This is a genomic window from Methylorubrum aminovorans, assembly GCF_022179725.1.
Classification (GTDB): Bacteria; Pseudomonadota; Alphaproteobacteria; order Rhizobiales; family Beijerinckiaceae; genus Methylobacterium; species Methylobacterium aminovorans.
This window is the reverse complement of record NZ_BPRC01000006.1, coordinates 164,959-188,002: the sequence shown is the minus strand read 5'-3', so window position 1 is coordinate 188,002 and position 23,044 is coordinate 164,959. Positions and strand designations below refer to the sequence as shown.

Below are 23,044 nucleotides of genomic sequence, written 5' to 3'. Positions count from 1 at the left end.
ATACGGCGAGAAGCGTTGACTTTCAGAGGGTTGGCAGGCACCTGTGCTACAGGTCCTTGCTACAGGTGCTCCTCTCTAATGGGCCTCGAAACCCGCCTCGTTCGCCGCCCTAACGGCACCTACTCGTTCCGCGCTTGGGTGCCTCCCGAGCTGCGTGAGGTGATCCCTGGCGGGCGCAGTGGGCAGAAGTGGATTGCCCTCGGGACATCCGACCGGGCCGAAGCGGTGCGCCGTGCGCGCCTCAAGTCCGTGGAGTTTGATCGGCAGTTAGACGCCGCGCGTCGCCTCGTGGACGGCCCATCGCATGAACTGTCCGTAGCGGAAGCCGAGCGGCTCGCCTCTATCTGGCTGGCATGGGTGCTGGAGGAGGATGAGGAAACCCGCCGTGAAGGGCTCTCGGAGCGCGCGTTACGGCAGAAGGTCGAAGCCGCAGACATCCTCGACATGGGCGGTGGGGCAGCCCTGGCACGCGGCGACCAAAGCCTCATGGCCTTCGAGATGGAGGAGGTGCTCCAATCTCAAGGTCTCAACGTGCGTCCTGGGACGGAGGCGTGGAGCCGCCTCTCCTACGCAATGCTCAAGGCTCAGAAACGCTTCTCCAAGGCCCTGCAGGAGCGCAACGTGGGTGAGGTGGTCGACACACCGGCGCTGCCCTCAGCAGCCTCTACGCCCGGTTCCTGCACCGTCGAGGAACTCATTACGGCCTATCTCGCGGACCCGACCCGCAGCCGCACTCCGGGGACGCTGAAGACCTATCAGACCGTCTTCCGCGCCATGAGGGAGCTGTTGGGCTCTGAGACCCCCGTGGACAGCATCCACCGCATGGACTGCGAGCGTATCCGCAACGTCATCATGCGGCTGCCCCGAAACGCCACTCAGCGGCTCCCGAAGCTGTCCCTTGGGGATGCCGCGAAGGTGGCCGATGCGGAGAAACTGGAGCGCCTCGGGGTCGCGGCGGTCAACAACTACTCCACAACCTCTCGGCCCTGTTCAAGTGGGGCGTGAAGAACTGGAGAGTGGTCCGCAACCCGGCCGAGGGGCTGGCCCTGCCTGATGACCGGGACCAGCGCGACCTTCGCCAGCCGTTCAGCACGGAGCAGCTCCAGGCCATCTTCAACGCGCCCCTCTATACGGGCTGCCAGAATGATGAGGAGGGCTACGCCAAGCCCGGCCCGAACGTGACCCGACGTGGGCGTTTTTGGGTGCCCCTCCTGTCGCTCTGGACGGGGATGCGGCTGGGCGAGTGCTGTCAGCTCCGCGTGGACGACGTGGCCGAGCTTGAGGGCGTGCCGGTCATCTTCATTGACGATGCTGGCGAGCCGGGAGCCGACGAAGCGGACAAGAAGCGGGTGAAGACCGAGGCCGGTAAGCGGTTCGTGCCGGTCCACCATGAGCTTCAGCGCATCGGGTTTCTGGCGTTCGCTGAGGAGATGCGAGGGAGGGGAGAGAAGCGCCTATTCCCCGAGCTGAAGCCCGATAGCCTGGGGTACCTGTCAGGCCCATTCTCGAAGTGGTTCAACGACAAGCGCCGCTTTCTCGGAAAGCTCGACATGGAGGTGAAAGGGGTCTCCTTCCACAGCTTCAGACACAACTATCGGGACGCGCTGAGGGAGGCCGAGATTGGCCTTGAACGGGTCCGTGCGCTGGGCGGGTGGCGCCGTGATAGCGACGGTGAGGAGGCCATCTACGGCAAGGGACTCAAGGCCGCGACGCTGTACCGGGAGATTGAGAAGGTGCGTTACGCGGGCTTGGACTTGGCCCATTTGCAAGCACGCAACTAAGAAACTCAGAGCCCTCGTAGAACGAGCAATGAGCGTGGTATTTTAGCGTCTACAGGTGTCCCTCCGCAGGGGCATCCGCCAAGCTATCAAGTCCCGTAAGAGCCTCATCAATCAGGTGCCACGCCCCCTCAAATCCGCCGCCCCGCAAGCGGCCGATGTCGAGAGTGGCCCGTGTCTCATACCAGCGGCCCCGCTCACGAACCTCGTTGGGCGGCAGGACGTAGTAGGTCGGCGCAACTCCAATTTCGTTGAGGACCACGCAGACGTAAAGCACTCGGTCGATGATCTTCGACTTGTCGAAGGGTAACGGCCAGCCAACATTACGCTTATGGGCAATGGCCTTCACCTGAACGCAGATAGCCCTGCCGTTCCGTTCGGCGAATAGGTCCACTGCCTTGGCATTTCCCATGGTGAGTGAGACCGAGTAACCGCGCTTCGCCAATTCAGCCGCGACGAACATCTCACCTGCCATGTGGGTGTTCCCCGCATTGGAGCGGGCAGGCGAGACCGCTTTGCGCTTTTCTTCCATGACGTTAGCTGTGAGCCTCCCTATCGTGACGCTCGCCTCGCGCCACCTCCTTCATCATTGTATCAGGCAGCGGACGTTGCAGCCTCAGCGCCTCATCTGTGGGCGCCTCCCCGCGGCACCTTGCGCTGCGTCGAGCGATGCTGCCCGAGCGCCCGACAGGCGCGGCGCTCGGAGACGTCTAGGACGTTCATGACATGCGCGATGCAGGCGCGTCGGCGCGCGGGGCTGGTCAGTTTCCCCGAGCCGCCTCCTGCAGGATCAGCTTGTCGAGGGTGAGATCCGCAATCGCCTTGCGCAGCCGCTGGTTCTCAACCTCCAAGTCCTTCATCCGTCGAACCTGATCGCTCTTCAGGCCGCCGTACTCCTTGCGCCAGCGGTAGTAGGTCACATCCGTCACGCCGATGGCCCGGATCGCCTCCACCACGCTCTGGCCCTGCGAGACCAGAACATCCCCCTGCCGCAGCTTGGCGACCACGTCTTCCGGCTTATGCCGCTTCGTTCCCATCTGCCCGTCCTCATCTGGCTCAAAAGCCATACCTCAGGGCGGACCACTTCAGTGGGGGCGGATCAACATGCTGCCGGCCGCGAACAAGACGCCTTCTCCGAGCGTGACATTACCGTTGATGCTCACGGTGAGCGCGGCGCGGCCGCCGTCATCCACGAGGCCGCGGCTGCAGAACTGCTCCATCAGGGCGCGCACTTCGCCGACGCGATTGAGCACAAGGAGCGACTGCGCGAGCGCCAGCCAGTGGCGCGGTTGCTCGGGTTCCGCTCTCAGGGCGGCGACGAAGTGCGGCACCGCCGGTCCGGGCCCGTCCGCCTTGCTGGTCAGGAGGCCGAGTTCATGGTGCGCCTCCGCATGCTGAGGCGCGGCGTCGAGCAGGCGCTGAAGGTTGCTGCGGGCCTTCTGGAAGCGCCCGGCCACCCGGTGCGCGACGGCCTTGGACAGGGTGCGCTCGAACGGGTCCGGCGCGCCGGCGTGCTCGATCGTGCGTGACTTGCGGTGCTCGAGCATAGCCGACATTCCCGTAACGGCGGGACGGTATCGGCGGGATGCCTAACAAGTGATTAATTCGCCCAGTCCGGCGGTCGCGAACGATTCCCGGCCGGCCGCGTTTACGGCCATGCTTTCGAAGATCTCGCGACATCCGATCCGTGCCCGAACCGCGGGACTGGTCAGCGGCCTCGAGGCCCTTGATGTCGCAACCGGCGTTTCGCTGGCGCGGACGAAGGATCACCCGGCCAATCGCGCCCTCGGATCCGTCGGCGAGGTCGGCAGCTGGCAGTCCCTTCTCGCCCTGTCGGTCACGGTTCTGGCGTGCGGTACGGCCGTCGGCGACCGCCGTCTTGCCGAGGCGGGACGCGACATGCTCGCGGCCGGCATCGCGGCCAGCATCGTCAAGACCACGATCAAGCGGACGGTCCACCGCACCCGTCCCAACGTCCTGATGGACGAGGGGCGCTACGCACGCGGCCGGCCCGGAACCGGCATCGGTCCCTGGCAATCCTTCCCGTCAGGGCACGCCGCCTTGAGCTTTGCCGTCGCCCGGTCGGTGGCCCGCGCCTATCCCGGCCTCGCAGCGGCGGCGGCGATCGCCGCTGCCGGCGTCGCGGCGATACAGGTCGTCCGGGGAGCCCATTTCCCGGTCGACGTCCTGGCCGGCGCCGCGATCGGTGTCGGAGCCGAAGCGGTCAGCCACCGCATTCTGCGCCCGAAGCCTGACGATGCGGGTCACGATCCGTCGGTGTCCTGAGGCAGGGCCCGCCCGCCGGTTCAGGCCTGGCGGGACGCAGGGTCCAGGCTCAGGTCCTTGCGCGCCCCACCTCGCTCGTACCAGCCCCGGCTGCGGTTCACGATCCACACGACCGAGAGCATCACCGGCACCTCGACGAGAACACCGACCACGGTGGCGAGCGCCGCGCCCGAGTGGAAGCCGAACAGGCTGATGGCGGCGGCCACCGCGAGTTCGAAGAAGTTCGAGGCACCGATCAGGGCCGACGGGCCGGCGACGCAGTGCGGCTCGCCCGCGACGCGGTTCAGCAGGTAGGCGAGCCCCGAATTCAGGTAGACTTGGATGAGAATCGGGACCGCCAGCAGGGCGATGACCGCCGGCTGGGCCAGGATCTGCTCGCCCTGGAAGCCGAACAGGAGGACCAGAGTGGCCAGGAGCGCCGCCAGCGAAACCGGTCCGAGTCGGCCGAGCAGCCGGCCGAGCGCGGCCGGGCCGCCGGAGGCGAGCAGGCTGCGGCGCAGGACCTGCGCGATGAGGACCGGAATCACGATGTAGAGCCCCACCGACAGGACCAGCGTGCCCCAAGGCACCGTGATGGCCGAGAGGCCCAGAAGCAGGCCGACGATGGGGGCGAAGGCCACCACCATGATGCTGTCGTTGAGCGCCACTTGGCTCAGGGTGAAGTGCGGCTCGCCCCGCGTCAGGTTCGACCACACGAACACCATGGCGGTGCAGGGCGCGGCCGCCAGGATGATGAGGCCCGCAATGTAGCTGTCGATCTGGTCCGCTGGCAGGGAGGACCGGAACAGGGTGCCCACGAACAGCCAGGCCAGCGCCGCCATCGAGAAGGGCTTGATCGCCCAGTTGATGAACAGCGTCACGCCGATGCCGCGCCAGTGCCGCCCGACCCCGCGCAACGCGGCGAAGTCGATCTTGAGCAGCATGGGAACGACCATCAGCCAGATCAGGACGGCGACGGGCAGGTTCACCCGGGCGATCTCGGCCGAGCCGACGGCGTGGAAGAAGCCGGGCATGACGTGGCCCAGCGCGATGCCGGCCACGATGCACAGGGCCACCCAGAGGGTGAGGTAGCGTTCGAACAGGGACACCGGCGGTTCCTCAAGCGGTGGCGACGCGACGGCCGTGCGCGTCGACGACGCGCTCGCCGTCCTCCTTCACGAATTCGCCCTGCTGGCCCGGCAGCAGGTCCAGCACCGCCTCGGACGGCCGGCACAGGCGCACGCCCCGCGGGCTCACCACCAGCGGCCGGTTGAGGAGGACCGGGTGGGCCGCGAGGGCGTCGAGGAGTTGCGCGTCGGTGAGCGCCGGATCAGCCAGGCCGAGCTCGGCATAGGGCGTCCCCTTCTCGCGCAGAACATCCCGAACCGAGAGGCCGGCACGCGCCAGCATTCGACGGACAAGCGCCCGGCTCGGCAGTGTCTTCAGGTACTCGACCACATGCGGCTCGATGCCAGCGTTGCGGATCATCGCCAGCGTGTTGCGCGAGGTGCCGCAGGCCGGGTTGTGGTAGATCACGACGTCGAACGGCTCGGACGCGGGCTCAGACATGGGCGGTGTCTCCGGTGGGGCAATCGCAGGCGGAGAGGGCGGCGAGCGCGGTGTCGCAGACCTCCGGCCGGCCCTGGCAGCAATCGCGCATCAGGAAGGCGATGAGGTCCGACAGGCCGGCATAGGCGGCGCTGTAGATGACGGATTTGCCCTCCCGCTGGGACGTGATCAGCCCGGCATGGGAAAGCTCCTTCAGGTGAAAGGAGAGGTTGGTGCTCGCGACCCCGACCACGGTCGCGAGCGCGCCGGCCGCTAGCCCCTCCGGCCCGGCGGTGACCAGGGCGCGCACGACCCGCAGGCGGTGCTCCTGACCGAGCGCGGCGAAGGCCGCGAGGGCTTGCCGTTCGTTCATGATCGATCCATCATTTCAACACACGTTGAAACGTATCGGGATCCAACGCCTTGGACAAGCCTCAGCCTTCCTTCTCCGACGGGATGCCGAACCTCTCAGCGGCCCATTTCGAGGTGCCGACCTCGGAAGCGCTGGAGGCGCCGGCACCGCTCTCCCACGCGCCGCGCTTCCTGATCCTCTACGGCTCGCTGCGGGAGCGCTCGTTCAGCCGCTTCCTGGCCTACGAGGCGGCGCGGCTGCTGGAGGCGATGGGCGGCGAGGTGCGCCTCTTCCACGCCCACGGCCTGCCGCTGCCCGACGACGGCACGGCCGACCATCCGAAGGTGAAGGAGTTGCGCGCCCTCTCGATCTGGTCCGAGGGCCAAGTTTGGGTCAGTCCCGAGCGGCACGGCAACCTGACCGGGGTCATGAAGAGCCAGATCGACTGGCTGCCCTTGAGCGAGGGCTCGGTGCGCCCGACGCAGGGGCGGACGCTGGCGGTGATGCAGGTCTCGGGCGGCTCGCAGAGCTTCAACGCCGTCAACAGCCTGCGGGTGCTCGGGCGCTGGATGCGGATGACCACCATCCCGAACCAGTCCTCGGTGCCGATGGCCTATAAGGAGTTCGACGAGGCCGGCCGGATGAAGGCCGGACCGCTCTACGACCGAGTGGTCGATGTCTGCGAGGAACTGATGAAGTTCACGCTTCTCACCCGCGGACGGGCCGGGTACCTCGTCGACCGCTATTCCGAGCGCAGGGAGCGCGAGCCGGAGCGGCTGAAGGCAGTAGCCGCCGATATCGGCTTCGCCAAGGAATAAGGGCTTGCGGTAGGGCTTGCATGCGGGGGCGAGGCGCAGCTCGCTCGGTTGAGGTGTGGACCATGACGGCCGATCCGTTTCTGGCGGGCTTCACGCTTCACGACATCGATGCGGACGGCCTGCGCATCCGCGCGTCCGTCGGCGGGTCCGGGCCGCCGGTCCTGCTGCTGCACGGGCATCCGCAGACCCACGCGACCTGGCACGCCGTCGCCCCACCTCTGGCCGAGCGCCACAGCGTCGTGGCGATGGATCTGCGCGGCTACGGCGATTCGCAGAAGCCGGAGGGCGGCGAACGCCACGCCAACTACGCCAAGCGTGCCATGGCCGCCGACGCGGTGGCGGTGATGCGACGCCTCGGCCACGACCGCTTTGCCGTGGTCGGGCACGACCGCGGCGGGCGCGTCGCCCACCGCCTCGCGCTCGATCATCCCGACGCCGTCACCCGGCTCGCCGTGCTCGACATCGCGCCGACCGCGACGATGTACGCGCGGACCGACAAGGCCTTCGCCACGGCCTATTTCTGGTGGTTCTTCCTGATCCAGCCGGCGCCCCTGCCGGAGCGCCTGATCGCGGCCGACCCGGAATTCTTCCTGCGCACCCATGTCGAGGGCCAGTCGAAGACACCGGGCAGCCCGAGCCCGGAGCTCTTCGCCGAATATCTGCGCGTCTACCGCGATCCGGCCACGCGCCACGCGATCTGCGAGGATTACCGGGCGGCGGCGGGAATCGACCTGGAACACGACGCGGCCGATGCCGAAAGGCGGATCGAGGCGCCCCTCCTGGCCCTCTGGGGCGCGCGGGGGACGGTGGGGCGGACCTACGACGTGCCGGCCACGTGGCGCGAGAAGGCCCACGAGGTGCGCGGCTTCGCGCTCGATTGCGGCCACACCCTGCAGGAGGAGCGGCCCGACCTCGTGCTCGCTGCCCTTCGCGATTTCCTGGCTTGAGCGCGCCGCGGTTTCGCGACCGCGCCGACCGTCACACGAACGGCTTCACCAGCACGCGGCGGCCGCTGAGGTCGTGCACGGTGACGTGCCATTCCGACCAATCCTCGCGGTCCGCGAGGCTGCTCATCACCTCTTGAACCACCTCGTCGGCGCGCCGCACGAGGCGCTCGGGGACACGGATCTCCTTGCCCTGCGCGTCGAACACGCACTCGTAGCCATTCGTCGCGTGGAAGCGGTAGCGTGCCATGGGCGCCCTTTTCCTCCTGATCGACCCTGAAAAGACTTTCGTTCGCCTTTCGTTCCATATGGGGACAAGGCGTGGAAAAGAGCAATGCGGCCTTCAGCGCCGGCAGGGACTTACACTCAGTTTTGATCGCCAGGGCGGCTTGGGGACAGGCCGGCGCCAAGGCCTCCCGGCCCAGCCGCCTCGCGTATGTCGCGGCCCCGCGGATGTCGCCCGCTGCGGCAGCCGCTCCCGGACCAAACGCATCGACGTGATGGGGGAAGCCTCGCGATCACCGCAACGCGCGCTGTGAGATCAGTCCTTTTCCGGGTCGAGAAAAGACCATCGCCGTCTTGATCAAGTTTCCACCGTCGAGGCCCGCGTTTCGAACACGGTTCACTCCGATGTTGTATTCCACGCCACCGAGCATAAGAGCGCCCGACCCCGCCAAGACGCGCTGACGGTCCAGCGCCCGGACGGCGGATACCTCCGCCGTATCGCCGCGCGGCGGCAGCCATGATGCCCAAAACTCGCACATATCTTGCAACTTTTCTGGACAGCGCTGCTCGGATTCGCGCCACACCCCTGCCGGACGCACACCATTGCAGCGATAAACTGCCGGGACGTCGTCCGGCGCCAATAAAACGTCGCAATACGACAAGCCGCCTTGAATGACTGAAAATAACCTTTGATCGTCCAAGATAAAACTATAAAAATTTCGATCGAGGACAATATCGCTCCAAATCGAAAGGCTTTCCCCATGGGCCGGATCAATCTTGAAGGTATCAGCAAGATATTCGGCTCGAACTCGTCCACGGCGCTCGATCTGATCGCTCAGGGGAAGCAGAAGAGCGACATCGCTGCCGCCTGCGGTGGCGTCGTCGGGTTGCGTGACATCTCGTTCGACATCGAGGAGGGCGAGATCCTTGTCCTGATGGGCCTGTCCGGCTCCGGCAAGTCGACGCTCCTGCGCTGCATGAACCGGCTGGTGGAGCCGTCCTGCGGACGGATCGTCGTGGACGGGGTGGACGTCACCCGGCTCGGGCGCAAGGAACTGCTCGCCTTCCGCCAGAAGACTTTCGGCATGGTCTTCCAGCACTTCGCCCTGCTGCCCAACCGGACCATCCTCGGGAATGTCGGATTCGGGCTCGAGATCAAGCAGGTCTCGGCCAAGGAGCGGGTCGAGCGGTCGATGCAGGCGATCGAACTCGTCGGCCTCAAGGGCTGGGAGTCGAAGTATCCCAGCCAATTGTCCGGCGGCATGCAGCAGCGCGCGGGTCTCGCGCGGGCGCTCGCGGCGGATGCGGACATTCTCCTCATGGATGAGGCGTTCAGCGCCCTCGATCCGCTGATCCGGCGCGACATGCAGGCGGAGCTGCGCGACCTTCAGCGCACGCTCAAGAAGACCATCGTCTTCGTCTCGCACGACCTCGACGAGGCCATCGCGCTCGGCGGTCGCATCGTCCTGATGAAGGACGGCGAGGTGGTCCAGATCGGGCAGCCCGAGGACATCGTGGCCCATCCGGCCACCGAGTATGTCGAGCGGTTCGTCGAGCATATCGACCTCGCTGCGGTTCTGCGGGCGGAACAGGTCGCGGACCGCTCCGCGCCCCGGCTGGCGCCCACGCAGACGGTGGCCGAGGCGCGCATTGCCCTCGGCGGGGCGAGCGCCGGCTCCTGGCTCGTCGCCGACGGGGACGGGCGACTCGTCGGCCGCATCTTCGCCGACAGGCTCGCCGCCGCGCGACCCGACGAGACCGTCGCCGGCCTGCTCGATCTCGGGCAGCCCGTCGTCGAGGCGGATCGCCGGCTGGACACCATCCTCGCCACGATCGCCGCCGAGGAGCGCGTGGCCGTCGTCGGCAGGGACGGGCGCCTGATCGGCTCCGTCACGAGCCGCGACGTGGTGCAGGCGCTGGCCGCACGCCCGGGCACACACGGCCTGTCGCAGACAGGTCAACAGATCCTCTCGAAGCCGTCAGGAGCACCGCGATGGAGTGGAGCGTCCCCAAATTTCCCCTCGACACGCTCAGCGACAACGGTCTCGACTGGCTCACCGAGCATGGCAGTTGGCTGACCCGCGCCGTCAGCCGCACCGTCTCCGACTGGATCGAGACGCTGACCACCGCGCTCGTCTCGATCCCGCCCTGGATCTGCATCGCGATCGCGGCACTCGCCGCCTATCGTGTCGGCGGCCGCAAGATCGGGCTCCTGACGCTGGCCGGCCTGCTGTTCCTGTGGAACCTGAGGCTGTGGCAGGCGACGGTCGAGACCCTGGTCCTCGTCAGCATCGCCACCGCCGCGGCGCTGGTGATCGGCGTTCCCGTCGGGATCTGGTTCGCGCTCAGCCGACGGGCTTGGCGGACCTTCTCGCCGGTGCTCGACATGATGCAGACCCTGCCGAGCTTCGTCTACCTGATCCCGGCTCTGCCCTTCTTCGGGCTCGGTGCCGTCTCGGCCTGTTTCGCGACGATCGTGTTCTCGGTGCCGCCGGTCATCCGGCTGACGGCGCTGGGCATCCGCAACGTGCCGAGTGAACTCGTCGAGGCCTCCGATGCCTTCGGCAGCTCGGCGACCCAGAAGCTGTTCAAGGTGCAATTGCCGCTCGCGCTGCCGACGATCATGGCCGGCGTCAACCAGACCATGATGCTCGCCCTCTCCATGGTCGTCATCGCGGCGATGATCGGTGCCGGTGGCCTCGGCCGCGCGGTTTGGCAATCGATCCAACGCCTTGAGGCGGGGGCCGGGTTTGAGGCGGGCATCGGCATCGTGATCGTGGCGGTCATCCTCGACCGCGTCACCCAGGCCCTCGCAGCCCGGGCCCGCCCCCACGGTGTTGCCTGAAGGTTACACCTTCGGCCGGAGCGCAAACAAAGATTGCACTCCGGACGAAATACCATCATATATTGCAAAACCTAAATCATCACCGAACAGCCTCGGCACCTGAACTTCAGGCCCAGCGCCCGAACAGCAAAAGCTCGGCCCAATAACGCCGCACATCCTCAAACTATCCTGAAAGGTCCGACCCATGCGCGCTCCGATACTTGGTGTGATGGCCTGCCTTGCCCTGGTCCACACGCCGGCCGAGGCGGCAGGCAAGCAGGTTCGGATCGCCTACGTGGAATGGGCCGACGCCGTGGTCGCCACCAACATCCTCAAGCTCGCGCTCGAGGAGAAGGGCTATCAGGTCAAGACGATCCCGCTCGCGGCCGCCGCCATGTGGCAGGCCGTGGCGACGGGCGATGCGGATGCGAGCGTCGCGGCTTGGCTCCCCGTCACGCAGGGCGCCTATTACGAAAAACTCAAGAACCGCATCGACCTGATCGGCCCGAACGTCACGGGCGCCAGGATCGGCTGGGCCGTGCCCGCCTACTCGTCGCTCAACTCGATCGAGGATCTGGCGACCAAGGCGTCCGAGGTCGACGGCAAGGTGGTCGGCATCGATCCCGGCGCCGGCGTCATGAAGAGTTCGGAGGCGGCGATCAAGGCCTACGGCCTGAAGGTCAAGCTGCTCGACGGCAGCGATGCCACGATGACCAGCGCGCTCAAGGACGCGGTGCGGCAGAAGAAGGACGTGGTCGTCACCGCCTGGACGCCGCACTGGATGTTCGCGCGCTACGACCTGAAATACCTCGCCGACCCCAAGAAGAGCTTCGGTGAAGCCGAGAGCGTGAACACGCTGGCCCGCAAGGGGCTCAAGGCGGACATGCCGGAGGTCTACGGAATCCTCGAGAAGTTCAAGCTCACCATCCAGGACGAAGAAGCCGTGATGGCGGAGAACGAGGAGAAGGGCGCCAAGCCCGAGGAGACCGCCGCGAAGTGGATCGCGCGGAACCGCGCGACGGTCGACGGCTGGCTGAAGTGATGCCGCCGCCCGCGAGCTGAAAACGACCGGAGACAGCTCGGAAGACGATTCGGGAATTCGGTGGAGGGGGATCGGGGAACATGACGGCGAACGGTTTGGCGGCGGCCCTAGTGGCCTGTGCCGCGGGGGTGATGCTGTGCCCGTCGGGGGCAGCGGCGCAGGCGCGAGGCCCCGTCGAGGTCGATGCCGAGCCCAGCCAGGTCAACCGCGAGCAGCCGGTCGCGGTCCCCGACCCCCGCGACGCGCCCGATTCCCTGAGCAATTTCGACCTGGGGCCGCCGAAGGGCAAGACCAACACCGGCACCTTCACCTTCGGCGGCGCCATCCGCGCCCGCTACGACTGGCGCTTCGACGATGCCAGCCGCGGCGGCGTCCGCAAGGCGCGGGAGAACTTCGACTTCGACACCCTCGCGCTCAAGGCGGCCTACGATTCCGACACCATCTTCGGCGCGGCACAGTACCGGTTCTACGGCGGCAGCTCGATCTACGGCCCACGCAACGGGTATCGCGGCAATCCGGGCGAAGTCCACTTCCCGATGTTCGCCTATATCGGCTACAAATTCACGCCCGAGGACAGCATCACCGTCGGCCTCAACCAGTCTCCGTTCGGCTTGACCCCGTATTACGGGACGAGCTTCCTCGAAACTCTCGGCTTCGCCATGGGGCTGGAGGAAGTCTACAATTTCGGCGTCAAGTTCTCGCATGTCGAGCCGGACTTCAATTATCAGGTCGGCTTCTATCCGGGCGCCAATCCCAACGCCTTCGGCCTCAGCCTCGATAGCGCGCGTTACTCGACCAACATCGTTCGCGCCGACCCCTATGTCACGAACGGCACCAGCAACGCCGAACAGAACATGTTCATCGGCCGGGCCGAGTACTTCGTTCTCAAGAACGACACCGCCTCGCTCGCCTTCGGCGCCTCGATCTGGCACTCGGACATCTACAACTTCGACACGCGTCAGACCGGCACCAAGCAGCTCGAAGGCCTGCACGCACTGGGCACCTACGGCCCTTGGGGCTTCAAGGCGATCTACGTCCGCCAGGACATCGACCCGAAGAACCCCTTCCGCAACGACCTCATCACGATCGGCGGCTTCGACTTCTCGTACAATCTCGCCACACGCGGCAACTTCGTCTCGGGCGAGGTGACCTACAAGGTGCCCGATCCGATCGGACCGTTCACGGTCGTGCCCTTCGTCGGCTACAGCGCCTTCTACAAGGACAAGGCGGCGTTCCGGGCCAGCGAGCGCTTCACACTCGGCGGGGCCTGGACGCTGACGGCCGACCCGAACCTGATCATCTACACCGAGGCCGCCATCGGCCGGAACGACCCCTATGTCGGCGTCGGCGAATTCAACAACGGCCTCGCCCAGGGCGGCGAGAACCGTTGGAAGTCGCGCTTCATCATGAATATCGGGTATTACTTCTAGAGCATCGTCCCGAAAGGTGGCCACCGGCCTTCAGACAAAGTCGATGCAAAAATAATAATCTCAAGCATCGTCCCGGATCCGATATCCAGGACGATGCCCTATAGCGTTTTCCGACGAGGCGGTCTCCGGCTCGTCGGGAGCACGCGCAACGATCCGGAGACGCCGGCCCGACGTTCGCAAGGCCAGCCTCTCCAGAATACGTCATCTTCGCGAACGACACGCCGGCTTCCGAGGGAGCCGGCGTTCTCGTTTTCAGGCCGTGAGCCTTGCCGTCGTGCAACGGCGGCAAACGCGCTGAGCCTGGCTCGGCCGAATGCGATCCTGCCGAAGCCCAGCCTCATTGGAGTCGGGGGAGGGGGACTCGAACGGACGGCCGCCGCGGCTCAGGCGCGTGCGCCCTGCGCCGGTCCGATCTTCCGCTCGGCGCTCGGCGGCTGGCCGAAACAGTCGAGATAGGCCTTCGAGAAGTGCGAGGCCGAGGTGAAGCCGCACTCGAAGGCCACCGAGAGCAGCGGCATCGCCGTCTGCCGGATCAGGGTGCGGGCGTGCTCGAGACGGATGCGCAGGTAGTGCTTGGCCGGAGAACGGCCGAGATACTTCAGGAACAACCGCTCGAGCTGGCGGGTCGAGAGCTGCACCGCGTCGGCGAGCTCCTGGCTGCCGAGCGGTTCGGCCAGTGAGGTCTCCATCAGCCCCACCACCCGCAACAGCTTCGGGTGCGAGACGCCGAGACGCATGCGCAGGTCCATCCGCTGGCGCTCGCCGGACTCGCGGATGCGGTGATGGATGAGTTGGTCGGCGACCTCCGAGGCCAAGCTCGGCCCGTGGTCGCGCATGATCAGCGACAGCATCATGTCGGCCGCCGCGGTGCCGCCCGCGCAGGTGAAGCGGTTGCGGTCGATCTCGAACAGATCCGAGCCGATCTCCAGCCCGTCATGCTCCGAGACGAGGCCCGGCAGATTCTCCCAGTGGATCGTCGCCCGGTATCCGTCGAGGAGGCCGGCCTTGGCCAGCACGTAGGTGCCCGTGCAGACCGCCCCGATCGCCGCACCGCGGGCACTGCACCGGCGCAGGGCCGAATGGAGGGCGCGGTGATCCGGGCGCTGGATGTCGACGCCGCCGCACACGACCATCATGTCGAAATCCTGGGCGTCGCAGAAACGGCCCGCGACCTTGACCTCGATCCCGTTCGAGGCGGTGCACTTGGCCCCATCCTCCGACCACAGCGAGAAACGGTAGAGATCGCGGCCAACCGCGCGGTTGGCGAGCCGCAGGGGCTCGATCGCCGAGGAGAAGGCGATCATCGAGAAGCGGTCGACCAGCATGAAGCCGACGGCGATGCCTCTCCCGGTGATCGCCTCGCTCGCGGCCACCGTATGAGCCGGGCCCGTCTCCCCGGCAGCTATCGTCATTTCCATCCCGACCACCGTTTGTCGGCCTATGCCGCGGCTTGATGGGCAATTCACGTGCCGCGCCGACCTTTCGCCGGCGAGGAAGCGATGCAGGATCGCTCCGGTTGCAACCGGCTCCGTCGATCAGGCGGCGGCACGTCCGCCGAGGCGGCGCCCATACCGGAACTTAATCTCCGATCGTCGGCCGAACGCAATAGAATAATTCTTGTTCGCCGCCCCGTTCACGGCGGCGTGACCAGACAAGAGGCCTGGATTGTCAGTCAACAGGCCGATCCGAGAGACTTGTCGGGCAAGCCGCGGAGCCGTCTCTCGAACCGGTCGATGGGGCCGCCCGAGCAGCGCGTTCTCGGAAAACGGCTGAAGTCGGGAATCCCAAACTCGCGGTCGCCGTCGATCAAGCCCCGGGGCGATGGGCGGACCATGATCCGTCAACACCGCAAGGTCGACCGATGCGCCGCTTCTCCCTCACGTCGCTGCTTTCCGAATCCCTGCGGGGCCATACCGGCTGGGGCCGCCAGTGGCGCGCGCCCGAACCGAAGCCCCGCTACGACGTCGTCATCGTCGGCGGCGGCGGACACGGGCTGGCGACGGCCTATTATCTCGCCACCGTGCACGGCATCACCAACGTGGCGGTGCTGGAGAAGGGTTGGATCGGCGGCGGCAATACCGGCCGCAACACCACGATCATCCGCTCCAACTACCTCTACGACGAGAGCGCGGCGATGTACGAGCACGCGCTCAAGCTTTGGGAGGGGCTCAGCCAGGAGCTGAACTACAACATCATGTTCTCCCAGCGCGGCGTCTTGATGCTCGCGCACAACATCCACGACGTCCAGAGCTTCAAGCGCCACGTCTACGCCAACCGCCTCAACGGCATCGACAACGAGTGGCTGTCGAAGGAAGAGTGCAAGGAGTTCTGCCCGCCGCTCGATATCTCGGGCTCCTTACGCTACCCCGTGCTCGGCGGCGCGCTCCAGCGCCGGGCTGGCACCGCCCGTCACGACGCCGTGGCCTGGGGCTATGCCCGCGGCGCCGATGCCCGCGGCGTCGACATCATCCAGAACTGCGAGGTGACCGGCATCCGCCGCGACGCCTCCGGCGCGGCGGTGGGTGTCGAGACCAGCCGCGGCTTCATCGGCGCCGGCCGGATCGGCGTGGTCGCCGCCGGCCACACCTCGACCCTGATGTCGATGGCCGGCGTGTCGATGCCGCTGGAAAGCTACCCGCTCCAGGCGCTGGTCTCCGAGCCGGTCAAGCCGTGCTTCCCCTGCGTGGTGATGTCGAACGCGGTCCATGCCTACCTGTCGCAATCCGACAAGGGCGAGCTGGTCATCGGCGCCGGCACCGACCAGTACACCTCCTACAGCCAGCAGGGCGGCCTCCACATCACCACTCACACGCTCGACGCGATCTGCGAGCTGTTTCCGCAATTCACCCGGATGCGGATGCTGCGCTCCTGGGGCGGCATCGTGGACGTGACGCCGGACCGGTCGCCGATCATCGGCAAGACCCCGGTTCAGAACCTGTTCGTCAATTGCGGCTGGGGCACCGGCGGCTTCAAGGCGACCCCCGGCTCGGGGCACGTCTTCGCCCACACGCTCGCGACCGGCACGCCGCACAAGATCAACGCGCCCTTCACCCTCGACCGGTTCCGCACCGGGCGCCTCATCGACGAAGCCGCCGCCGCGGCCGTCGCGCACTGATCCGGAGCCAGACCCATGCTGCTGATCGCCTGTCCCCATTGCGGCAAACGGCCCGAGACCGAGTTCCGGTGCGGCGGCCAAGCCCACATCGCCCGCCCGGCCGACCCGATGACCGTCGATGACGGCGGCTGGAGCGAGCACCTGTTCGTGCGCGCCAACCCCAAGGGCGTGCATGCCGAGCGCTGGTGCCACATCCACGGCTGCGGCCGCTGGTTCAACGCGCTGCGCGACACGATCAGCGACCGCTTCATCGAGACCTATCCGATCGGCGAGCCGTCGAAATCCGGCGTGAAACCCGGAACGATTCTCGGAACCGATTCCGCAACCCAGAGCGAGACGAGGGCGTGAGATGGCACAGCCGTTCAGATTGTCCCGCGGCGGACGCATCGACCGCACCCGCCCCATCGTCTTCGAATTCAACGGAAAGCCGGTTCACGGCTACGCCGGCGACACCGTCGCCTCGGCGCTCATCGCCAACGGCATCCACCTCGTCGGGCGCTCGTTCAAGTATCACCGCCCCCGCGGCATCCTGAGCCACGGCCCGGACGAACCGAGCGCGCTGCTCTCGGTCGATCGCGGGCCCGGCCGGACCGACCCGAACAACCGCGCCTCCGTGGTCGAGGCGCGCTCCGGGCTGCGCACGGCCTCGCAGAACCACTGGCCCTCGCTCGAATTCGATGTCGGCGCGGTCAACGATCTGCTGTCGCCGGTCTTCGTGGCGGGCTTCTACTACAAGACCTTCATGTGGCCGCGGAAGTTCTGGGACCGGGTCTACGAGCCGTTCATCCGCGCCGCGGCCGGTCTCGGCAAGGCCCCGACCCAGGCCGATCCCGACCGCTACGCCAACCGTCACGCCCATTGCGACGTGCTCGTCGTCGGCGCCGGTCCGGCCGGTCTCGCCGCCGCGCTCGCCGCCGCGCGCACCGGCAAGCGGGTCATCCTCGCCGACGAGGGCGCGGAGCCCGGCGGCTCGCTCCTGCACGACACGACCTCGCAGATCGACGGACGCCCCGCCGCAAGCTGGCTCGCCGAGACGCTGGCCGATCTCGACGCGCGGGAAAACGTAATCCTGCTCTCCCGCACCACCGCCTTCGGCTATTACAACCACAACCACGTCGCGATGACCGAGCGCGTCACCGACCACCTGCCGTCCGCCGCGGGGCAAGCCCCCCGCGAGCGCCTGTGGCAGGTGCGCGCCGAGCAGGTGGTGCTCGCCGGCGGATCGCACGAGCGTCCGCTCGTCTTCGCCGACAACGACCGGCCGGGCATCCTGCTCGCCGAGAGCGTACGGGTCTTCCTCAACCGCTACGGCGTGGCGCCGGGCCGCAAGCTCGTCTTCGCCACGAGCGGCGCCTCCGCCTACCAAGCCGCGCTCGATGCGCGGGCTGCGGGCCTCGACGTCACCCTCGTCGATCTGCGCCTGGAGGCGGATTGCGGGCCGGAGCTGGCGCAGCTGCGCGCGGCCGGGGCCGAAGTGTTGACCGGCCACACCGTGGTCGGATCGAAGGGCCGAAAGCGCGTCACGGGTCTAATCGTGGCGCCTGTCGGGAGCGACGGCCGGTGCGGCGGCCGTCGCATTCTTTCTTGCGACTGCGTCGGCATGTCCGGCGGCTGGACGCCCGCCGTCCACCTGTTCTCGCAGTCTCGCGGCAAGCTCCGCTACGACGATGCCATCGATGCCTTCGTGCCGAGCATCTCGGCCCAGGCCGAGCGCTCGGCGGGCGCCGCCCGCGGCACCTACGACCTCGCCGCCTGCCTCGGCGACGGCTTCGCCGCCGGTGCCGCCGCCGCGGGCTCGGACGAGCGCCGGGACTTCGCCGCGACGCCGACGCTGACCGGCTTCCAGCCGGTGCGGATCATGCCGACCGACGCCAACCCGACCAAGGTCCGCGCCTTCGTCGACTATCAGAACGACGTCACCGCCAAGGACATCAAGCTCGCGGTCCGCGAGGGCTTCCAGTCGATCGAGCACGTCAAGCGCTACACCACGACCGGCATGGCGACCGACCAGGGCAAGACCTCGAACATGAACGCCCTCGGCATCGTCGCCGGGCAACTCGACAAGGCCCTGCCGGCGGTGGGCACCACGACCTTCCGCCCGCCCTACACCCCGGTGACCTTCGGCGCGCTGGTGGGCCCGGCCCGCCACGCGCTGTTCGACCCGATCCGAACCACGCCGATCCATGAATGGGCCGAGGCCCACGGCGCCCTGTTCGAGAACGTCGCCCTGTGGCGGCGCGCCTGGTACTTCCCGAAGGCCGGCGAGGATCTGCACGCCGCGGTCGCCCGCGAGTGCAAGGCGGTGCGCGAGGGTGTGGGCATCTTCGACGCCTCGACGCTCGGCAAGATCGAGATCGTCGGCCGGGATGCGGCCGAGTTCATGAACCGCCTCTACATCAACCCCTGGACCAAGCTCGCGCCGGGCCGCTGCCGCTACGGGCTGATGCTGAAGGAGGATGGCTACATCCTCGACGACGGCGTCGTCGCCCGCGTCTCGGACGAGTGCTTCCACGTCACCACCACCACGGGCGGTGCCGCGCGGGTGCTCGGCCACATGGAGGATTACCTCCAGACCGAGTGGCCGGACCTCGAGGTGTTCCTCACCTCGACCACCGAGCAATGGGCGGTGATCGCGCTCCAGGGCCCGAAGGCCCGCGACGTGATCGCCCCGCTCGTCGACGGCATCGACCTGTCGCCCGAAGCCTTCCCGCACATGGCGATGCGCACGGGCACGATCTGCGGCGTGCCGACCCGGCTGTTCCGGGTGTCGTTCACCGGTGAGCTCGGCTTCGAGATCAACGTGCCCGCCGACCACGCCCGCGCGGTCTGGGAGGCGGTGTTCGAGGCCGGCCAGCGCTACGGCATCACGCCCTACGGCACCGAGACGATGCACGTGCTGCGCGCCGAGAAGGGCTACATCATCGTCGGCCAGGAGACCGACGGCACGGTGACCCCGGACGATGTCGGCATGGCCGGGATGATCCCGAAGGCGAAGAAGGACTTCGTCGGCAAGCGCTCGCTGGCGCGTCCCGATGTGGTGGCCACCGGCCGCAAGCAGCTCGTCGGGCTCATGACCGACGATTCCAAGTTCGTCCTCGACGAGGGCGCGCAGATCGTCGCCGACACCGGTCAGCCGATCCCGATGCACATGCTCGGCCACGTCACGTCGAGCTACTGGAGCGCCAATTGCGGCCGCTCCATCGCGCTGGCCCTGGTCGAGGGCGGGCGCGAGCGGATGGGCGGCCATCTCCACGTCACCACGCCGGACGGGTTCACCCGCGTCACCGTCTGCGAACCGGTCTTCTTCGACGTCCAGGGGGAGCGCATCAATGCTTGAGACCCGCTACCGCGCTGCCCGCGCCCTGCCGCTCGGCGCCGTGTCCCGTCCCGTCTCCTCGGGTTCGGGCGTGTCGGTCCGCCCCGTGGGCGCCGAATCGCGCTTCTCCCTGCGGGCACGGCTCGGTGCCGGCGCCGCGCCGAAGGTCGGCGGACTCGTGCTCGACGCGCCGATCAACACGGTCGGCACCGACGGCGAGGTCTGGATCGCCCGCCTCGGGCCCGACGAGTGGCTCGTCGGCGGTCCGGAGGCCGACGCCGACCTGCTGCAGGGCCGCATCCACGAGGCGCTGGCCGGGCTGCCCCACTCGCTGGTCGATGTCTCGCACCGCAATGTCGGCATCGACGTATCGGGCCGGCAGGCGGCGGTCGCGCTCAATGCCGGCTGCCCGATCGACCTGTCCGAGGCCGCCTTCCCGCCGGGCAGCGCCACCCGCACCCTGCTCGGCAAGGCCGAGATCGTGCTGATCCGGGCAACCGCCGCGCCGCTCTACCGCGTCGAGTGCTGGCGCTCGTTCTCGACCTACGTCCACGGCTTCCTCAATGAGGCCGTGTTCGGGGTCGAAGGGTCGGCCACGCATTGATGCGGGATTGATGCATGTGGGCGGCGAGCCCATCTCGTCGCCGATGCCCCCGCGCGGCCCCGGCCATCCTGTTGTGATGCGTGCCTCCCCCAAACGTGCATCCGCCTGAGGGCGAGGCGCCTTTTTAGAGAGCAACGGATCCGATGATCAGCACCTTCGATCTGTTCAAGATCGGGATCGGTCCGTCGAGTTCTCACACCGTCGGGCCGATGGTCGCCGCGCGCCGGTTCCGCGACACCGTGCTCGCCCGCGGCGGCGTCGCCCGCATCAGCGCCGAGATCTACGGCTCGCTCGCCTGGACCGGCCGCGGCCACGGCACCGACGTGGCGATCCTGCTCGGGCTGCTCGGCCACGCGCCCGCCACCATCGATCCCGACCGGACCGCTCCGCTCGCCGACGAACTGCGCCGCACCGGCGATCTCGGCATTCCGGGCGTCCACTTCGACACCGAGCGCGACCTCGTCTTCAACTTCAAGGACATCCTGCCGCTGCACACCAACGGCATGCGCTTCCGCGCCTACGATGCCGCCGGTGACGCGGTCGAGGACCAGATCTTCTACTCGGTCGGCGGCGGCTTCGTCGTCACGGCCGCGGAAGCCGAGGCCGCCTCGGCCGGGGAGGCCGGGCAGGAGCCGCCGCTGGCCTTCGGCAGCGGGCGCGAACTCCTCGACCTGACGCTGCGCACCGGGCTGACGATCCCCCAGATTCAGCTCGCCAACGAACTGACCCTGCGCTCGCGCGCGGACATCGATGCCGGCCTCGACGCGGTCCGCGACGCGATGTTCGCCTGCATCGAGCGCGGCCTGCGCATGGACGGCGAACTGCCCGGCGGCCTGCGGGTTCGGCGACGCGCCAAGCGGCTCTACGAGTCGCTGGAGGCGACCAAACTCGCCAACAGCCGCCCGGCCCACGAAATCATGGACTGGATCAGCCTCTACGCGCTCGCCGTCAACGAGGAGAACGCGTCCGGCGGCCGCGTCGTGACGGCGCCAACCAACGGCGCGGCCGGGATCGTGCCGGCGGTCCTGCGCTACACCCGCGACTTCTGTCCCGACTGGAACGACGAGCGCGGACGCGACTTTCTGCTCACCGCCGCCGCCATCGGCGGGCTGATCAAGGCCCGCGCCTCGATCTCGGGGGCGGAGGTCGGCTGCCAGGGCGAGGTCGGCTCGGCCGCGGCGATGGCGGCGGCAGGCCTCACCGCGGCGCTCGGCGGCTCGGCCTTCCAGATCGAGAATGCCGCCGAGATCGCCATGGAGCACCATCTTGGCATGACCTGCGATCCGATCGCCGGTCTCGTGCAGGTGCCCTGCATCGAGCGCAACGCCTTCGGTGCCAACAAGGCGGTGGTGGCCGCCTCCCTGTCGCTGCGCGGCGACGGCCAGCACCGGGTTAGCCTCGACGAGGTAATCGAGACCATGCGCCAGACCGGCCACGACATGCAGGCCAAGTACAAGGAAACTTCGCTCGGCGGGCTGGCCGTCAACGTCGCCGCCTGCTGACGCACCCCTGCGACGGAAGCGGGTGTTTCGCGACGCGGCCGATCCGTTCCGGCCTTCGACCGATCCCATCCCCTCTGCCGGCTCCGGCAGAGGGGTTTTTCGCGTTCAGGGCATCGTTCGAAAGGGGGGCCGGCCTCGGAAAGCGTGGCTCCGGTGGCCCGGCCGTCCACCGCAGATCACGGGCGACGACGGCCCGGCGGGCGGCCTCCATGCATAATAGGTAAGCAATCTGCTAAAACATGGTCTTTTCTGCACAATGCATGCGCATCAAGCAGAGCTGATCCCAAGCATCCGCGCTCCTCCGACGACTGAGAAAGGCCCATATCCGACGAAGCGCGAGCCGCCCTCGTCTTGATCAGGGCGGCGCGATCGAGGCCCATCCCATGTTCAGCAAAGTTTCCGAGAGTGTCCGCGCCTATCTTCGCGCCAGGGCCAATGAGGAGGCCTTGATGAACCTGAGCGACGCGGCGCTCGACGATATCGGCCTGACCCGTGGCGCGGTTTCAGAGCTGCGGACCGGCTCCGCGCCGGCCCGCCCGGAGGCCGTGAGCGTCGCGCCGCTCTTCGCGGCCCTTGCCTTCCCCAGCGCCCTCCAGACGGCCTGAACGCCGGTTCGACGCCGCGGGCCCGCGAACGAACGGAGCCGGCCGAGAGTGCGCCCTGCGGCCGCCCTCGGTTTCCTTAGAGCATCATCTTTGCCGAAAGCCGGCGGCCCCCTTTCGGGACGATGTCGTAGAGCTCCGCCGATACGGGCAGCGGCCCTCAGGCCGCCGCGCTCTCCGACAGGGTGATCGATGTGGGCTCGTGCCCTTCCGCCCTCAGCACCTCCACGAGGTCGGCCGGAACGAGGGAAAGGGTGCGCGTGCTGACGAGCGGGTGGATGTTGACCCGCGTCTCGTCCAGCAGGCTGTCCTGAAGAAACACCCGCACGCTGCCCGGCGCGGCGTTGAGCGCCGCCAGCGGCGAGACGGCCCCGCTCTCGACTCCGAGGATCTCGCGCAAGGCGTCGGGACTCGCGAAGGACAGGCCGCCGCGAGCGCCGAGCACGGCGCGGAATGCCTTGAGATCGACGGCGGCGTCGTGCTGGAGCGTGACGAGGAAGTAGGTCTTCTTCCCGTCGCGCAGGAACAGGTTCTTGGTGTGGGCGCCGGCGATATCGCCGCAGACCGCCATCATCGCCTCGACGGTGAGGACGGCTTCGTGCTCGTAGAGCTTGTAGGCGATGCCGCGCTCGCGCAGCCGCGTCAGCAGGTCGTCCGGGCTCAGGGGCATGGGATGTCG

At 67.7% G+C, this 23,044-nt stretch carries 24 protein-coding genes and 2 pseudogenes; 15 read left to right on the top strand and 11 right to left on the bottom strand.

Translation table 11 applies throughout. The features are described from left to right. Positions 1 to 78: 78 nt before the first annotated feature. Both MFF24_RS11190 and MFF24_RS11185 read left to right on the top strand, forming a co-directional pair. Positions 79 to 1,005 carry a DUF6538 domain-containing protein gene (locus tag MFF24_RS11190; protein WP_238224494.1) on the top strand — a complete coding sequence of 309 codons (927 nt, stop codon included), beginning with the start codon at positions 79 to 81 and terminating at the stop codon, positions 1,003 to 1,005. Positions 1,006 to 1,016: 11 nt separating this feature from the next. Further along, on the top strand, positions 1,017 to 1,781 hold the full coding sequence (locus tag MFF24_RS11185; RefSeq protein ID WP_238224493.1) for a site-specific integrase: 765 nt from the start codon (positions 1,017 to 1,019) through the stop codon (positions 1,779 to 1,781). Between the two features lie 49 nt (positions 1,782 to 1,830). Here MFF24_RS11185 and MFF24_RS11180 read toward each other — a convergent pair whose 3' ends face one another. The 4 genes and pseudogenes from MFF24_RS11180 to MFF24_RS11165 all read right to left on the bottom strand — a co-directional run bounded on the left by MFF24_RS11180 (position 1,831) and on the right by MFF24_RS11165 (position 3,325). Next, positions 1,831 to 2,310, bottom strand: a complete 480-nt coding sequence (locus MFF24_RS11180; protein ID WP_238224492.1) for a PDDEXK-like family protein — start codon at positions 2,308 to 2,310, stop codon at positions 1,831 to 1,833. Between the two features lie 4 nt (positions 2,311 to 2,314). Further along, a pseudogene (locus MFF24_RS11175) lies at positions 2,315 to 2,419 on the bottom strand (SOS response-associated peptidase); the annotation flags it as partial. Continuing rightward, positions 2,418 to 2,815 (bottom strand): annotated as a pseudogene (locus MFF24_RS11170) (transposase); the annotation flags it as partial. The pseudogenes MFF24_RS11170 and MFF24_RS11175, both read right to left, overlap by 2 nt. Before the next feature lie 48 nt (positions 2,816 to 2,863). Continuing rightward, a complete protein-coding gene (locus tag MFF24_RS11165) occupies positions 2,864 to 3,325 on the bottom strand; it encodes a tetratricopeptide repeat protein (protein ID WP_238224491.1) in 462 nt (153 codons plus the stop codon). A gap of 109 nt (positions 3,326 to 3,434) precedes the next feature. Between MFF24_RS11165 and MFF24_RS11160 the strand changes: the two genes are divergently transcribed. Then, on the top strand, positions 3,435 to 4,064 hold the full coding sequence (locus MFF24_RS11160; protein WP_238224490.1) for a phosphatase PAP2 family protein: 630 nt from the start codon (positions 3,435 to 3,437) through the stop codon (positions 4,062 to 4,064). Between the two features lie 20 nt (positions 4,065 to 4,084). On the opposite strand, the gene arsB is transcribed toward MFF24_RS11160, so the two are convergent. From arsB to MFF24_RS11145, 3 genes are read right to left on the bottom strand one after another with little or no spacing between them, the layout of a single operon-like run. Further along, positions 4,085 to 5,152, bottom strand: coding sequence for an ACR3 family arsenite efflux transporter (gene arsB / locus MFF24_RS11155; RefSeq protein WP_238224489.1), 1,068 nt, complete (start codon positions 5,150 to 5,152; stop codon positions 4,085 to 4,087). A gap of 10 nt (positions 5,153 to 5,162) precedes the next feature. Next, entirely contained in the window at positions 5,163 to 5,612 is a 450-nt protein-coding gene (gene arsC, locus MFF24_RS11150; protein WP_238224487.1) for an arsenate reductase (glutaredoxin), read from the bottom strand. Beyond that, complete coding sequence (locus MFF24_RS11145; protein WP_238224485.1) at positions 5,605 to 5,964, bottom strand: ArsR/SmtB family transcription factor; 360 nt, start codon at positions 5,962 to 5,964, stop codon at positions 5,605 to 5,607. Before MFF24_RS11145 ends, arsC begins: the two co-directional genes overlap by 8 nt. Positions 5,965 to 6,014: 50 nt before the next feature. Between MFF24_RS11145 and arsH the strand changes: the two genes are divergently transcribed. Together arsH and MFF24_RS11135 are read left to right on the top strand one after the other, a co-directional pair. Beyond that, positions 6,015 to 6,761: an arsenical resistance protein ArsH gene (gene arsH, locus MFF24_RS11140; RefSeq protein WP_283214492.1), complete on the top strand. Its 747-nt coding sequence runs from the start codon at positions 6,015 to 6,017 to the stop codon at positions 6,759 to 6,761. Between the two features lie 62 nt (positions 6,762 to 6,823). Next, entirely contained in the window at positions 6,824 to 7,708 is an 885-nt protein-coding gene (locus tag MFF24_RS11135; protein ID WP_238224483.1) for an alpha/beta fold hydrolase, read from the top strand. A gap of 31 nt (positions 7,709 to 7,739) precedes the next feature. Here the strand turns inward: MFF24_RS11135 and MFF24_RS11130 are convergent, their stop codons facing one another. Both MFF24_RS11130 and MFF24_RS11125 read right to left on the bottom strand, forming a co-directional pair. Beyond that, a complete protein-coding gene (locus tag MFF24_RS11130) occupies positions 7,740 to 7,955 on the bottom strand; it encodes a DUF6894 family protein (protein WP_108941525.1) in 216 nt (71 codons plus the stop codon). 268 nt (positions 7,956 to 8,223) lie between these two features. Beyond that, on the bottom strand, positions 8,224 to 8,631 hold the full coding sequence (locus MFF24_RS11125) for a hypothetical protein (RefSeq protein WP_238224481.1): 408 nt from the start codon (positions 8,629 to 8,631) through the stop codon (positions 8,224 to 8,226). Between the two features lie 60 nt (positions 8,632 to 8,691). Between MFF24_RS11125 and MFF24_RS11120 the strand changes: the two genes are divergently transcribed. From MFF24_RS11120 to MFF24_RS11105, 4 genes are all read left to right on the top strand, one after another. Then, positions 8,692 to 10,008: a quaternary amine ABC transporter ATP-binding protein gene (locus tag MFF24_RS11120; protein ID WP_238224479.1), complete on the top strand. Its 1,317-nt coding sequence runs from the start codon at positions 8,692 to 8,694 to the stop codon at positions 10,006 to 10,008. Then, positions 9,924 to 10,775 (top strand): ABC transporter permease, encoded by an 852-nt coding sequence (locus MFF24_RS11115; RefSeq protein WP_238224477.1) that lies wholly within the window; start codon positions 9,924 to 9,926, stop codon positions 10,773 to 10,775. Before MFF24_RS11120 ends, MFF24_RS11115 begins: the two co-directional genes overlap by 85 nt. A gap of 184 nt (positions 10,776 to 10,959) precedes the next feature. Further along, positions 10,960 to 11,796 (top strand): glycine betaine ABC transporter substrate-binding protein, encoded by an 837-nt coding sequence (locus tag MFF24_RS11110; RefSeq protein WP_108941528.1) that lies wholly within the window; start codon positions 10,960 to 10,962, stop codon positions 11,794 to 11,796. Between the two features lie 80 nt (positions 11,797 to 11,876). Beyond that, complete coding sequence (locus tag MFF24_RS11105) at positions 11,877 to 13,226, top strand: putative porin (RefSeq protein ID WP_238224475.1); 1,350 nt, start codon at positions 11,877 to 11,879, stop codon at positions 13,224 to 13,226. 383 nt (positions 13,227 to 13,609) lie between these two features. Here MFF24_RS11105 and MFF24_RS11100 read toward each other — a convergent pair whose 3' ends face one another. Beyond that, positions 13,610 to 14,638 (bottom strand): GlxA family transcriptional regulator, encoded by a 1,029-nt coding sequence (locus MFF24_RS11100; RefSeq protein WP_133090058.1) that lies wholly within the window; start codon positions 14,636 to 14,638, stop codon positions 13,610 to 13,612. Positions 14,639 to 15,087: 449 nt separating this feature from the next. On the opposite strand from MFF24_RS11100, the gene MFF24_RS11095 reads away from it, so the two are divergent. The 6 genes from MFF24_RS11095 to MFF24_RS11070 all read left to right on the top strand — a co-directional run bounded on the left by MFF24_RS11095 (position 15,088) and on the right by MFF24_RS11070 (position 22,368). After that, a complete protein-coding gene (locus tag MFF24_RS11095; protein WP_231343898.1) occupies positions 15,088 to 16,341 on the top strand; it encodes a sarcosine oxidase subunit beta family protein in 1,254 nt (417 codons plus the stop codon). A gap of 15 nt (positions 16,342 to 16,356) precedes the next feature. Next, entirely contained in the window at positions 16,357 to 16,689 is a 333-nt protein-coding gene (locus MFF24_RS11090) for a sarcosine oxidase subunit delta (RefSeq protein WP_133090060.1), read from the top strand. A gap of 1 nt (position 16,690) precedes the next feature. Further along, positions 16,691 to 19,678 (top strand): sarcosine oxidase subunit alpha family protein, encoded by a 2,988-nt coding sequence (locus MFF24_RS11085; protein ID WP_238224474.1) that lies wholly within the window; start codon positions 16,691 to 16,693, stop codon positions 19,676 to 19,678. Beyond that, positions 19,671 to 20,261, top strand: a complete 591-nt coding sequence (locus MFF24_RS11080) for a sarcosine oxidase subunit gamma (protein WP_133090062.1) — start codon at positions 19,671 to 19,673, stop codon at positions 20,259 to 20,261. Before MFF24_RS11085 ends, MFF24_RS11080 begins: the two co-directional genes overlap by 8 nt. Positions 20,262 to 20,404: 143 nt before the next feature. Next, entirely contained in the window at positions 20,405 to 21,763 is a 1,359-nt protein-coding gene (locus MFF24_RS11075) for an L-serine ammonia-lyase (protein ID WP_133090063.1), read from the top strand. A gap of 383 nt (positions 21,764 to 22,146) precedes the next feature. Continuing rightward, positions 22,147 to 22,368: a YjiS-like domain-containing protein gene (locus MFF24_RS11070; RefSeq protein WP_133090064.1), complete on the top strand. Its 222-nt coding sequence runs from the start codon at positions 22,147 to 22,149 to the stop codon at positions 22,366 to 22,368. Positions 22,369 to 22,525: 157 nt separating this feature from the next. Here MFF24_RS11070 and MFF24_RS11065 read toward each other — a convergent pair whose 3' ends face one another. Further along, complete coding sequence (locus MFF24_RS11065; protein ID WP_108941536.1) at positions 22,526 to 23,035, bottom strand: prolyl-tRNA synthetase associated domain-containing protein; 510 nt, start codon at positions 23,033 to 23,035, stop codon at positions 22,526 to 22,528. Between the last annotated feature and the right edge of the window lie 9 nt (positions 23,036 to 23,044).